Genomic DNA, 12,549 nt, shown 5'->3' with positions numbered 1-12,549 from the left:
TCGCGGGCGAAGCTTAAGTCAGTCTTAAGATTCGTGGGCAGTATCCGCCGCGAAGGAGAAAAGATGCGCATACTCGTCGTCGAAGATGACAGCATATTGGCGGACGGCCTGCGGGTCGGGCTCGGCATGGCCGGGTTCACCGCCGATGTCGTGTCCTGCCTCGAAGATGCCCGCGCGGCGTTGGCCGGGGCGGAGTATCGCGCGCTCGTGCTGGACCTGATGCTGCCCGACGGCTCCGGGTTAGAGTTGCTGCGCGAATTGCGCGCGGGCCGGGCCGGGTTGCCTGTGTTGCTGCTGACCGCGCGCGATCAGGTCGAGGACCGGGTCGCGGGGCTGGATGCGGGCGCGGATGATTATCTCGGCAAGCCTTTCGATCTGGACGAGCTGGCCGCCCGGCTGCGCGCCCTTTCGCGCCGGTCTGACGGGCGGGCGGCGGCGCAGATTTCCCATGCCGGGCTGGAGCTCGACCCCGGCACCCGCAGCGCGGCCTTCAACGGCCAGCCGCTGAAACTCTCGCGTCGCGAATTCGCCGTGTTGCAGGCGCTGGCCGAACGCCCCGGACGGGTGCTCGCGAAATCGGACCTCGAAGACCGGCTCTACGGCTGGGACGAAGAGGTCGAGAGCAACGCCGTCGAAGTTCATATCCACCATCTGCGCGCCAAGCTCGGGCGCGATTTCATCGAAACCCTGCGCGGCATCGGCTACCGGCTGCGCCCAGAGGAGACCTCGCCATCTCGCTCCGCCTCCGCCTCTTCCTGATCCTCACCGGCGCGACGCTGGCCGTCTGGCTGTCCGCCGTGTTCTGGATCGAGCATTCCACCCGCGCCGAGGTGACGCGGGTGCTCGATGCGCGACTGGTGGAGGCGGCGCGGATGGTCTCGTCGCTGGTCTCGAAAAACCAGATCTCGCTGAACAGGGACGACCCCGCGCAGATCACGCTGTCGCATGATGAGAGCTACGAACATCAGCAATTCTGCCAGATCTGGTCTTTTACCCAAGGGCTCGTCGGACGCTCGAACGGGGCGCCGAGCGCGCAGCTGGTGCCCGCCGATGCGACCGGCTTCCGCGATGTGACACGCGACGGCAAGGACCTGCGGGTCTACACGATCATCGACCCCGATCTGGGCGGGCAGGTCACGGTGGGCGACAGTCTTGCCATGCGCAACCGGCTGGTGCGCGATGTAATAGAGGGGTTCCTCTGGCCCGCGCTGGTGATCCTGCCGGTGATGTGGGGGCTGATCTGGTTTGCGATCTCGCGCGGGCTGGCGCCGCTCGACCGGTTCGCCCGCGATCTGGAGGCGCGGCCCAGCGAGGATCTGCGCGCCCTGCCCGGCACTGCGCGGCAGCCCCGCGAAATTCGCCCGCTCGCAGACGCGCTCGACGATCTTTTGGCGCGTCTGGCGGCGGCGCGCGGGCGTGAGCGGGAATTCATCGCCTATGCCGCGCATGAGATGAAAACGCCGCTCGCCGGGCTGAAGACGCAGGCCCATATCGCGCGCCATGCACCCGATACCGACACGCGCGAACACGCGCTCGCCGCGATCTCGACCTCGGTGGACCGGACCGACCGGATGGTGCGCCAACTTCTCGATCTGGCGCAGGTGGACAGTCGCGAGGCGCGCGCCACTTCGGTGGAGTTGAACGGGCTCCTGCGGCAGGTGCTGGGCGATCTGGCGGGGCTGGCCACGCGGCGCGGCGTGACGCTGGAACTCGACGGCGCGCCGGACGCGCCGACGGTGGAGGGCGATCCGCTACTTCTGTCGCTCGCCCTGCGCAACCTGATCGAGAACGCGGTGCAGGCGAGCCCGGACGGGGCGCCGATCAAGGTCAGCGTGACCACCTCCGACGCTGCGCTTTTGGTCGACATTCACGACCACGGGCCGGGCCTGCCGCCCGAGATCGCGCAGCAGGCAGGGCAGAAATTCGTCAAGGGCAAGGGCGCGGATGCGAATGGCTCGGGCCTCGGCCTTTCGATCGCGCACGACGCACTGACCCGTTTGGGCGGCACGCTGAGCTTCGAGATGCGCCCGGACGAGCATCATACGCGGGTCGATCTGCCTGCCGCGTGAGGCGCGGCCTCGCTCCGCCGTGTCGTGCATCGCCTCGCAATACGGCGCGACATCGAGCTTGGTATGACCCGCAACCGCGAAGCCGATTTGGTCACGGAGTAGATTTCACCGGGGATGCTGACCCGAGTCAGTCAAAACTGGCCTTTGCCGGATCGCACGCGCGGCCAAGTCCGTTCCTTATGCTCGCCCCGGAGCTGGCGCTAGCCCCCTGCCCCGTCCGCATAGGGCCGCACCATGTCGATCAGCGGCACCTGTGCGCGCATCCGAACACTGAGAAGCGCAGTGCCGCTGATCTTCCGCTGCACGAAGAGGGTGTGTGCGGGCGGCAGGTGCCAACTGGATCGGTCGGCCATGATCGGGGCGGCGGTCTCGCGCAGCGCCTCCACGAAGCTGCGGTCGGAGAAGTCGAACAGCGCGCCGTGCGCACGGCTATCCGCGATATGGGCCATCAGAATGTCGATCATCTTGTCAAAAGCAGCGCCATGCCGCGAAAGCTGCGCCTCGGAGACAAAGCCGATCTCCAGCAGTCCCGCGCGCAACCCCGCACGATCCTCGGCCAGCCCCGCTTGCAGCAGGCGGCGATAGGCGGCGGCGGTCTCCGGGCCTATGGAGCGCGCAGCCCCGAAGTCGAGAAGCACGATCCGCTCCTCATCGGGCTGCCAGCGGAAATTTCCGAAATTCGGATCGGTCTGCATGTAGCCGAAGGTGAACACCTCGCGCAGCAGCAGGTCCAAGAGCGCGCTCATCACCTGATCGCGCTGCGGCTGATCGGCCTCGGTCAGCGTCTCGATCGGGCGGCCGGGCAGGAAATCCATCGGCAGGATCGTCGGGCGCAGAAGATCATCGATCGGCTGGGGCAGCACGAAACGCGGGTCATCGGCGAGTAATGCGCGATAGCGGCGCATCTGCTCGGCCTCGCGCAGATAGTCGGCTTCCTCATGCAATTGCCGCTTCGCCTCGGCCAAAAGCGGCGCGAGATCGAGCCCCGCAGGCAGCAGCCCCGAATAGCGCAACAGCGTGGCGACATTGTCGATATCGGCGTCGATACTGTCGGCCACGCCAGGATATTGCGCCTTCACCGCCAGTTCGCGCCCAGACGGCAGAACCGCGCGATGCACCTGCCCGATGGAGGCCGCCGCGATGGGCCGGGATTCGAACCGGGCGAACCGCTTGCGCCAATCCGGTCCCCATTCGGCGATCAGGATGCGGTCGAGCTGCTTGGGCGGCATCACATCCGCCGCCTCGCGCAGCCGCGCCAGTATCTCGGTCAACTCGGCGGGCAGCACATCGCCCGCATCGAGCGAGATCATCTGACCGAGCTTCATCGCAGCCCCGCGCAGCCGTCCCAGCTGGTCGCTCACCCGGCGCGCATTGCCCGGTGTCAGCACCAGATCGGAGAGCTGCGGACGCTCGCCCCTGGCCCAGCGCTTCGCGCCCTCGCCGAGCACCCCTGCGGCAACCCCGCCTGCCATCTGGCCGAAAGCGGCGAGACGGCTGATCCTTCCCTTGGGCACACGGCGCGCGCGGTCTGTCATGCGGGGTCTCCTGTCACGTGGGTATTCAGGATACGCAAGGCCGGACGTTTCGGCCCAGTCGTATCCGACACGCGCGCGAAAGGCATCGCGGGACGGGGCGGGCTGGACGTTTGTCGCGCCGGCACATTTCCCTTACGAGGAGGCTGGCATGCGTGAAGAGTGGCGTGGTCACCGGGATGTGCGCGCCACGCCCGGAACCCCGCCAAGGCGCCTCGCATTCGGCCAGAAACACCATCACGAACAGGAGCAGAGCATGGCAAAAATCGCATTTCTAGGCATGGGCGCGATGGGCTCGCGGATGGCGCGGACCCTTCTGGATGCGGGCCACGATCTGATCGTCTGGAACCGGACGCCGGAGCGCTGCGCGCCGCTCGTCGAGGCCGGGGCCACGCAGACCGACACCCCGCGCGACGCCGCAGCACAGGCCGAATTCACGATCTCGATGCTGCGCGACACCGAGGTCTCGCGCGAGGTCTGGTGCGACCCGGAAACCGGCGCTTTCGCCGGGCTTCCCGAAGAGGCCATCGCGATCGAATGCTCGACCATCACGCCCGAGGGGGCGATCGCGTTGGGCGAATACGCCCGCGAACGTGGTCTGAGTTTCCTCGAAGCACCGGTCTCGGGCACCCTGCCGCAAGCCGAGAACGGAGTGCTGGTCTATTTCCTCGGCGGTGAGGCCGAGACCGCCAAGCGGGCGCATGACGTGCTCGAACCGCTCGCCAAGGCGCAGCACCATGTCGGCACCTGGGGCATGGGCGCGCGGATGAAGCTCGCCACGAATGCGATGCTGGGCGTTCAGGTCGCCGCCTGGGCCGAGATCCTGCCGATGCTCGAGCGCGGCGGCATGGATATCGATCTTGCGCTGGAGGCGCTGTCCTCCACCCCGATCTGGACGCCGAACGCGCCCTATATCACCGGCACGATGCAGCGCTCGGATTTCACGCCGCAATTCCCGGTCGACCTGATCTCGAAGGACTTCCGCTATGCCATCGCCGAGGGCGGGGAAGCGCGGATGCCGATGACCGAGGCCGCGAAACGCCTCTTTGCGCGAGCCAGCGAGGCCGGTCATGGCGCAGAGAACATGACCGGCGTCGTGCAGGTGAACCGCGACTGAGGCGTCCTCAGTCTGCCGATTGCGGGATCAGGATGCGGTCGAAGAAATCCGCGACCGTATCCACCGCATCGAGCGGCAGCACCTGCGCGACATACTGATCGGGCCGCAGCACCAGCAAGGCGCCCTGCGCCCGGTCGATGCCGCGAAGGTCGAAGATGTCGGGGCCGGTGACGGCGGGGCAGAAGGCCTTCTCGTAATCGACCAGCCCGTAGCCCCCCTTCTTGGGACGCAGGAGCGCGGGCAGCGCCTCGATGCGCATCTCGCGATAGGGCGTCTGGAAGACCGCGCGCAGGTCGATGACCCTGTCGATATCCGCGCCCTCCGGCGTGAAGCGGTGAATGAGCCCCTCCGGCCCATCGAGCCGGTCGCATAGTTGCGCGATCGCACCGCCCGCCTCGCCGGTGTCACCCGTCGGCGCAAACGCCAGAAGCCGCCAGCGCCCATCCGCCTTGAACGCATGGCCCAGCTGCACCGGCTTCGCATCCGCCAAGCGCACCACCGGCGCGGAGTGGAAACGCTTGCCTACGACCTGCCCGGCGGCCAGCGCCTGATGCGCGGCGTCGCCAATCAGAAGTCCCGGCGCGTATTGCGTCTCGACCCCGGCGGTATAGCGCCCGTGTTTCTGGAAATAGGCCTGAAACTGCGCCTCTTCCTCCTTGGTCTGCGGCTTCGCGCTGAACAGCCGCGCCATGTCGCGGTCGAAATCGATCAGTTCCTGCGCCTTGGCCTGACGTTCCTCGGAATAGCTCTGCAGCAATTCGGGCCGCGCCTGTCCGCGCAGCACGGCGGCCAGTTTCCAGCCGAGGTTGAACGTGTCGGCCATCGAGACGTTCATCCCCTGCCCCGCCTTCGGGCTATGGGTGTGGCAGGCATCGCCCGCGATGAAGATGCGCGGCTCGGACGCGCCGTCTCTGTCGCTGTCGTCGAACCCGTCGCACACACGCTGGCCGATCTCATAGGCCGACCACCATGCGACCTCCTTCACCTCCAGCGCATAGGGGGAGAGGATCGCCTGCGCCTTCTCGATCAGCATCTCGGCGCTGACATTGCGATCTGCGGCGCGCTCGTCGCCATGCAGCGCGTCGAGCTCGATATAGAGCCGCACCAGATAGCCGCCTTCGCGCGGGATGATCAGGATGCTGCCCTCGGTTGCCGACTGGATCGCCGCCTTGAGCCGGATATCGGGAAAATCCGTGACCGGCAGCACATCCATCACGCCCCAGAGCTGGCGCGCGGATTCGCCGTGCAATTCGTGCCCGATGGATTTGCGCACCGTGCTGCGCGCGCCGTCGCAGCCGACGACATAGCGCGCGCGGATCGTCTCGGTCTCGCCCGGCGCATCGAGGCAGTCGAATGTCGCGACGAGCGGATAATCGGGGTCGTCGGTGCGGGTGAGCGTGGTCAGCGCGCGGTCGTAATCCGGGGTCAGACGGCGCGCGCCGTTGCGCATCGTCTCGAGGTAGAAATCATGGACCCGCGCCTGATTGAGGATGACATGCGGCATCTCGGACAGATCGTCGGCCACGTCCTGAATCCGGTCGGCCCGTTGCAGTCCCTCGCCTTGCGCGCCGGGCCGCCAGAAGGCGACCTCGTTCACCCAATAGCCCTCTTTCATGACCTTCTCGGCGAAGCCGAAAGCCTCGAACATCTCGACCGAGCGGCAGGCGATCCCGTCCGCCTGCCCGACTTCGAGCGGGCCGGGTTTGCGCTCGATGATGCGCACGGAAATCTCGGGGAAGGCTGCAAGCTGCGCCGCAAGCGTCAGCCCCGCCGGCCCGCAGCCGACGATCAGCACATCGACCGCGTCGAGCGTCTCCCCCGCCTGCGGATGACGCGGCGCGATGGCCGGATCGCCGGTAGTGAACCCGTTCAGATGAAACTGCATAGCGCGCCCTCCCAATTGATATGCATACTTACCATTACCGGAAAGACTGGCGTCACGTCAATATGGTAAGTATACATATCGAATAACACCCCCAAACCGGAGCGCCCTCGATGAAACGCGATCTCGAAACCTTGCCCGGCCATCTGATCCGGCGGCTGAACCAGCGCTCGACGGCGGTGTTCCAGAAGCGGATCAAGGACGCCCCGGTGGAGCTGACCTCGGTGCAATTCGCCGCGCTCGACGCGCTGTCGCGTGAGCCGGGAATGGATCAGGCGCAGCTGGCCGCGCGCATCGCCTATGACCGCGCGACGATCGGGGATGTGGTGAAGCGACTGGTGCAGAAGGGGCTTGTCGCGCGGGCCGTCAGCGAGACGGATCGGCGCGCCCGCAGCCTGCATCTGACGCCCGAGGGGACAGCCGCACTGGAGGGCGCGCGGCCCGTGGTGACGCGGCTGCAGGCTGAAATCCTGGAAGGGTTGAGCGAGGAAGAGGCCGCGCAGTTCATCGCGCTTGCCCGCAAGGCGGTCGCCCCGCAGGACTGAAAAAGGGAGGCGGATCGCACCGCCTCCCCCAATTCTTTCCGTCCGGACGAGCTCAGCCCTTCTTCAGGTCGAGCTTGTCCATCGGCATCGAACGCACGCGCTGCCCGGTCAGCACCGAAACCGCATTCGCGATCGCCGGCGGCACGGCGGGCAGCGGTGGTTCGCCCACGCCGCCCATCTTCGCGCCGCTCTCGATCACCTTCGCATGGATGCGCGGCGCCCGCGCCCCACCGAGGATCGGGTAGTAGTCGAAGTTGCGCGCGGTCGGCTCGCCGTTCTTGTAGGCGACCTCTTCGATCAGCGCCTCGGAGGTGCCGAGCGTGGCCGCCCCCATGATCTGCGCCTTGATGATCGCCGGGTTCACGATGCTGCCCGGATCGAGCACGTCCCAGATGTCATGCACGACGATCTGGCCGTCCTGAATCGAGACCTCGGCAATCGCCGCCGCTTCGCTGCCGAAGGGCGAGGCCATCGCGACACCGCGGGCGCGGCGGGTGCCGTCCTCGGCATCGAAGGGGCCACGCTTCCAGCCGCCCGACAGATCGCCGACCGCTTTGAGCAGATTGGTCAGACGCTCGTTCCCTTCGAGCAGCTTCATGCGCAGCTCATAGGGGTCCTGCCCGCCCGCATCAGCCATCTCGTCGAGGAAGGCCTCATAGAAGAAGTCGTTCATCGAATGACCGACCGAGCGCCAATAGGCGAGCGAGGTCGGGTTCTCGACAAAGTTCTGCGCAATGCGGCGATTGGGGATCGCGTAGCTTTTGCCGGTCAGCCCTTCGACGGCCATCGCATCGACCTTGTCGGGGTTGTGGCCGTTGAGCGCCTCGGTCGGGCCTTCACAGGCAGAAATCGCCTCGAGCGCCACCGGCATGCCCTGATCGTCCAGCGCACCACGGAAACGCACCGCCGCCATCGGGCGCAGCGGGTCGCGCAGGAATTCCTGCTCGCGCGTCCAGATCACCTTGATCGGCTTGCCGACCTCTTTCGCAAGCTGGACCGCCTGCGGGAAGGGGTTGGCCGCCGGATAGAGGAAGTGCCGCCCGAAGAAACCGCCCAGCATCGGCGAGTTGACCTTCACCTGCTCGGGCTTAATGCCCGCCGCATCCGCGATCTGAGCCTGGAACTGCTCGGGCGCCTGATTGGGCAGCCAGATGTCGAGCGTGCCATCCTCGTTGAACCGCGCCAGCGTCGAGGCGGGCTCGATCTGGGCGTGGTGCAGGTATTGGCTCTGATAGGTCGCATCGACCGTCTTGGCCGCGCCGTCGAAGCCCGAGGTGATGTCGCCTTCGCTCTCGGCCTCGGTGCCGTCGCCTTTGGTGTTGGCCAGTTGCTTGGCGAAGTCCTCGGTCGAGAAATCGGCGGGCATGTAGCGGATCTTGGACTTCTCGTCCTCGTTCGGCTCCTGCCAGTCGACCTTGGCGGCTTCGACCGCCGTTTTCGCATCCCAGAACCGCTCGGCCACAACAGCCACCGCCCCGTCGAGCTTGTGTACTGACATGACGCCGGCCATGCCCTTCACCTCGTCGAGATTGCTGATGTCGCCGGGCTTGAGACCCAGACGCGGTGCGTGCTGGACGGCTGCGTGGAGCATGCCGTCGACCTTGGCATCCATTGCATACATCGCCTTGCCGGTCGATTTCTCGTAGACGTCGACGCGCTTCACGGGCTCGCCGATCCACTTGAAGTCCTTGGGATCTTTCAGCGTCACGGAGTCGGGGCTCGGCACCTCTTGGTCGAGCGCATCGCCCGCCAGTTCGCCATAGCCCAGCGACTTGCCGGAGGCCTTGTGGACCACCTTGCCCGGCTCGGTCGACAGATCCGACACCGGCGCGCCGAGCTTCTTCGCCGCCGCTTCCAGCATCAGCTGCCGTGCCGCCGCGCCCAGCTTGCGCATCGTGTCGTAGCTGGTGCGCACCGACATGGAGCCGCCGGTGATCCGCATCTTGCCATAGACCACGAGGTAATCGCTGCCCGCGGGCGCGTTCTCGACGATGAAGCTATCGGGAGCCACGTCCATTTCCTCGCCCACGATCTGCGCCATCGCGGTGAAGACGCCCTGCCCGCCTTCGTTGAACGGGCTCAGCAGGCGGACCTTGCCGTCCTTGCGCAGCTCGAGGAAGGCCGGGACGTTCGAGCCGGGCGGCATGTCCTTCGCGGCGGCGGCTGCCTTGTTGGGCGCGACGCTCAGGCCGAAGCCCAGCACGAGCGAGCCCGCGGTGATACCGGCCGAGGCCAGCAGGAAACGGCGGCGCGAGACGTTCTCGGGCGCGCCGGTCGGGTAGCCGGGATCGGAGATTTTGGGATCGTGGTCGTTCATTGCGCATCCCCCGCCTTCGCTGCATCGGTACCGGCAATCGAGGCGATCGTGTCGTTGATCGCATTATAGGTGCCGCAGCGGCACAGGTTGGTCATAGCTGCCGTGATATCATCTTCGGTGGGCTTGTCGTTCGACTTCAGCAGCAAGGTCGCCGCCATCACCTGACCGGACTGGCAATAGCCGCATTGCGGCACTTCCTTGTCGACCCAGGCCTCGACGACACGCTTGCCGACGGGGTCGTTCTCGATCTCTTCGATGGTGGTGACTTCGCTGTCGCCGACAGCGCTGACCGGCAGCACGCAGCTGCGCTGCACCATCCCGTCGAGCAGCACCGAACAGGCGCCACATTGTGCGATCCCGCAGCCGAATTTCGTGCCGGTCATGCCCAGTTCATCGCGGATGACCCAAAGCAGCGGGGTATCCGGGCCGGACTGCACGTCGACGGACTTGCCGTTGATTTTCAATTTCATGAGTTTCTCCTCGCCGTTTTATCGGTGAGCGCTCGCGCGGCGCTGGTTAGCCGCCTTTCACCTAGGGCACGCGCGGCGCGAGGCACTAAATTTTCGTGAAAACGTCGCGAGAAGATGGATCCACCGGGGGGCTGAAGCGTCAGCGCGGCGCGGCGCCCTGCCCTCGTTTCGATCCCGTGAAGGCAGGGAAACCGCGCGCCGCGCCGGAGGCCTTTGGAAGGCCAGCGCTCAGCCGCGCCAGGTGCGGACGGGGCCGCAATCGACATGCACGAAATGCTCGCTCGGATAGTAGCCGACACCGCCGCCACGGATGCGCAGGGCCACTTTATGCAGCGTGCTGGTCGAGACGTTCGGATGCGTCAGATCGAGCGCCTCGCCCCGCATGTGGTAGCTATGCGTCGCGCCATGCACCAGACGGTTCGTCTTCGGCGTGCGGTAGCCCGACACCAGCATCAGCGGCGTGCTCTGCTCGAGCATGTTCTGCATGTTATAGGCGATGTTGACCGTGCGATTGTCGATCTTCACCTCTTTCTCCTGACGCCAGTCGCGGGCGATCCGGTAGAACTCGCGCATCGCGTCGTCGTCATACTGCCCCTTCGCGAAATAGACCGCGTCGAAATTCTCGTTGGTATGCGGATTGTGGAAGCGCAGGCGGCGCTCGTCCGTCTGGCCTGCCTGTGCCGGGGTAACGATGTAGGGGGTTGCGAGGGCGCCCGCCGCGCCCAGGAGAAACTCGCGCCGGAGCAGTCCTGATGCCTTTGCCATGATTGTTGTCCCTTCGAATGCGTGTCGAAGGGCGCAAATTCGAAATTTCGGGGACGAACAAAAGGGCCGCACGCGGTTCCATCGATGGAACCGGCAGCCAAATGCCGAGAGCTCAGCAGGGAGTTGCCGACAGACGCGTCTACCTCAAGGTCATCTGAACGGTTGTTACCTCTTGAAACCCGCGCAGCCCTTGCAGGTCACGCAGGCGCGAGGGAGCGCGATGGCGACCTCACACATGAGAGAGGCCGGATTTCGAGGATCCGAACACGGAACCCCGTCTTGCACACCACGCGATTCGCGCTGTGAGGGCGTAGCCATCCCCAAGGTGCAGCAGCGGCTCGGTGAACCTTTCGGTCACCGATAAGTGCCGTCCAACGCGGAATGTCGACATAGGTTCCGGAAAAAATCGGAAGGCCTGTGGCATGGGCGGCACAGATGCGCGGGGAACAGCGCGCCGAAACAGGTGGATGACAAAAGGCGGGATCTCGCATCTGCAGCCGCGCGGCCACGATGCAGACCCACCTGCACGCCGCCGCGACGACGGCGCGCAAAGGGTTCACCGCCGGATCCGCCCCGGAGGCTTAGACCGCTGCGAAAAGCGGCGCGCCGATATAGGAGCCTTTCGGCGCGGCAGGCGGCACCCAGAACAGCCCCGATCCGGTGTGGGAGATGTATTCGTTCAGCAGATCCGACGCGCCAAGCCGCCGTTGCAGTGCCTCGAAATGCGCGGGGTCGTTCTGGTAGCTGATGAAGAACAGCCCCGCATCGAGCCGTCCAACCGCATTCAGCCCGCCGGTGAAGTTGTAGCCACGCCGCAGGATGCGGATGCCGTCATTGGTTTCATGCGCCGACAGACGGATATGGGCATGCGTCGGGATCAACGGTTCGCCTTGCGCGTTCTTCGCCTTGAAATCGGGCGTGTCGAATTCATCCGTGCCGGTCAGCGGCGCGCCGGTGAGCTTGTGCCGCCCGAACACGTCGTTCTGGTGGCTGACCTGCGCGTTGTCCCAGTTCTCGATATGCATCTCGATCCGGCGCATCACCTGATAGGTGCCGCCATGCTGCCATTCGGGACCGTCATTGGCCCAGACATGCTGTGCGAGCTGCTCGGGCGTGGTGATGTTGCGGGTGCCGTCGCGATAGCCAAAGAGATTGCGCGGCGTCTCCTGCCCGGCCCCGGCCGAGGCGCGCCCGAAGCCGAGCTGGGTCCAGCGTACCGTCGCGGCGCCGGTGCGTTTCGCGATCCGCGCGAGGATGCGCACCGCGTGATAGGCGACCTGCGGATCGTCGGCGCAGGCCTGCAGCGAGAGATCGCCGCCGCTTATCTCGGGGCGCAGCGCGTCCGAGGGCAGATCGGCCAGCGGGCGCAGATGCGGCGGGGCCTTCGCCGCCAGCCCCATCTCCTTGGAGAAGACGCGCGGGCCAAGGCCCACGGTCACCGTCAGCCCCGCCGGGCCAAGCCCGAGCGCCTCGCCGGTCTCGAGCGCGGTGGCCGTGTCGCGGTCGGGCTCTGCCGGACCGACCGGCTGCCCTTCCATCATCAGCCCGATCGAGGCCGACCAGCGCGCGAGCAGCACTTGCAGCGCGCGCGGATCGTTCCCGGTCAGATCGAAGGCCATGGCCATCAGATGCTGCTGCGGCGGCGTGGCGATCCCGGCCTGCGGCCCGGTGCCGTAAAAGGCGTAGCGCCTCTGGTCCGGGTCGGGCATGGCGTCGGGCGCGACCTTGCCGGTCTCCGCCGCCTGCCCCGCCGTGGCGATGGTGCCGCCAAGCGCTGCCGCGCCCAGAAACAGCCCACGCCGTGATAGTCCTGCCGGTTTATCGTCTTGCCCGCGCATCATGGCCTCCTTCG

Annotated in this window: 10 protein-coding genes; 4 read left to right on the top strand and 6 right to left on the bottom strand. The window is 66.4% G+C overall.

Annotated elements, in window-relative coordinates; genetic code table 11:
- Positions 1 to 63: 63 nt before the first annotated feature.
- On the top strand, positions 64 to 759 hold the full coding sequence (locus tag AC2TZ7_RS07490) for a response regulator (protein ID WP_078569603.1): 696 nt from the start codon (positions 64 to 66) through the stop codon (positions 757 to 759).
- Positions 732 to 2,069 (top strand): ATP-binding protein, encoded by a 1,338-nt coding sequence (locus AC2TZ7_RS07485; protein ID WP_489866794.1) that lies wholly within the window; start codon positions 732 to 734, stop codon positions 2,067 to 2,069. The genes AC2TZ7_RS07490 and AC2TZ7_RS07485 overlap by 28 nt, the downstream gene beginning before the upstream one ends.
- A gap of 200 nt (positions 2,070 to 2,269) precedes the next feature.
- On the opposite strand, the gene AC2TZ7_RS07480 is transcribed toward AC2TZ7_RS07485, so the two are convergent.
- Entirely contained in the window at positions 2,270 to 3,604 is a 1,335-nt protein-coding gene (locus tag AC2TZ7_RS07480) for an ABC1 kinase family protein (protein ID WP_489866448.1), read from the bottom strand.
- Positions 3,605 to 3,857: 253 nt separating this feature from the next.
- On the opposite strand from AC2TZ7_RS07480, the gene AC2TZ7_RS07475 reads away from it, so the two are divergent.
- Entirely contained in the window at positions 3,858 to 4,718 is an 861-nt protein-coding gene (locus AC2TZ7_RS07475; protein WP_489866447.1) for an NAD(P)-dependent oxidoreductase, read from the top strand.
- 7 nt (positions 4,719 to 4,725) lie between these two features.
- Here the strand turns inward: AC2TZ7_RS07475 and AC2TZ7_RS07470 are convergent, their stop codons facing one another.
- Positions 4,726 to 6,603 (bottom strand): FAD-dependent monooxygenase, encoded by a 1,878-nt coding sequence (locus AC2TZ7_RS07470; protein ID WP_489866446.1) that lies wholly within the window; start codon positions 6,601 to 6,603, stop codon positions 4,726 to 4,728.
- 110 nt (positions 6,604 to 6,713) lie between these two features.
- On the opposite strand from AC2TZ7_RS07470, the gene AC2TZ7_RS07465 reads away from it, so the two are divergent.
- Positions 6,714 to 7,145 carry a MarR family winged helix-turn-helix transcriptional regulator gene (locus AC2TZ7_RS07465; protein WP_274961805.1) on the top strand — a complete coding sequence of 144 codons (432 nt, stop codon included), beginning with the start codon at positions 6,714 to 6,716 and terminating at the stop codon, positions 7,143 to 7,145.
- 52 nt (positions 7,146 to 7,197) lie between these two features.
- Here AC2TZ7_RS07465 and AC2TZ7_RS07460 read toward each other — a convergent pair whose 3' ends face one another.
- The 4 genes from AC2TZ7_RS07460 to AC2TZ7_RS07445 form a co-directional block, all read right to left on the bottom strand.
- The gene (locus AC2TZ7_RS07460; RefSeq protein WP_489866445.1) at positions 7,198 to 9,462 is read right to left on the bottom strand and encodes a xanthine dehydrogenase family protein molybdopterin-binding subunit; all 2,265 of its coding nucleotides are present in this window, start codon (positions 9,460 to 9,462) and stop codon (positions 7,198 to 7,200) included.
- Positions 9,459 to 9,932 carry a (2Fe-2S)-binding protein gene (locus AC2TZ7_RS07455; RefSeq protein WP_489866444.1) on the bottom strand — a complete coding sequence of 158 codons (474 nt, stop codon included), beginning with the start codon at positions 9,930 to 9,932 and terminating at the stop codon, positions 9,459 to 9,461. The genes AC2TZ7_RS07460 and AC2TZ7_RS07455 overlap by 4 nt, the downstream gene beginning before the upstream one ends.
- Positions 9,933 to 10,160: 228 nt before the next feature.
- A complete protein-coding gene (locus tag AC2TZ7_RS07450; protein ID WP_489866443.1) occupies positions 10,161 to 10,697 on the bottom strand; it encodes a YcbK family protein in 537 nt (178 codons plus the stop codon).
- Between the two features lie 581 nt (positions 10,698 to 11,278).
- Entirely contained in the window at positions 11,279 to 12,535 is a 1,257-nt protein-coding gene (locus tag AC2TZ7_RS07445; protein ID WP_489866442.1) for a Dyp-type peroxidase, read from the bottom strand.
- Positions 12,536 to 12,549: the final 14 nt, after the last annotated feature.

The sequence above is a fragment of the Thioclava sp. ISO4 genome (genome assembly GCF_058105145.1).
This window is presented reverse-complemented; position numbering and strand designations above follow the sequence as displayed.

Bases quoted from the DNA above. Each gene is read 5' to 3' on its own strand.
- AC2TZ7_RS07490 (WP_078569603.1), top strand. From the start codon at position 64: ATGCGCATACTCGTCGTCGAAGATGACAGCATATTGGCGGACGGCCTG.
- AC2TZ7_RS07480 (WP_489866448.1), bottom strand. From the start codon at position 3,604: ATGACAGACCGCGCGCGCCGTGTGCCCAAGGGAAGGATCAGCCGTCTC.
- AC2TZ7_RS07475 (WP_489866447.1), top strand. From the start codon at position 3,858: ATGGCAAAAATCGCATTTCTAGGCATGGGCGCGATGGGCTCGCGGATG.
- AC2TZ7_RS07470 (WP_489866446.1), bottom strand. From the start codon at position 6,603: ATGCAGTTTCATCTGAACGGGTTCACTACCGGCGATCCGGCCATCGCG.
- AC2TZ7_RS07465 (WP_274961805.1), top strand. From the start codon at position 6,714: ATGAAACGCGATCTCGAAACCTTGCCCGGCCATCTGATCCGGCGGCTG.
- AC2TZ7_RS07460 (WP_489866445.1), bottom strand. From the start codon at position 9,462: ATGAACGACCACGATCCCAAAATCTCCGATCCCGGCTACCCGACCGGC.
- AC2TZ7_RS07455 (WP_489866444.1), bottom strand. From the start codon at position 9,932: ATGAAATTGAAAATCAACGGCAAGTCCGTCGACGTGCAGTCCGGCCCG.
- AC2TZ7_RS07450 (WP_489866443.1), bottom strand. From the start codon at position 10,697: ATGGCAAAGGCATCAGGACTGCTCCGGCGCGAGTTTCTCCTGGGCGCG.
- AC2TZ7_RS07445 (WP_489866442.1), bottom strand. From the start codon at position 12,535: ATGCGCGGGCAAGACGATAAACCGGCAGGACTATCACGGCGTGGGCTG.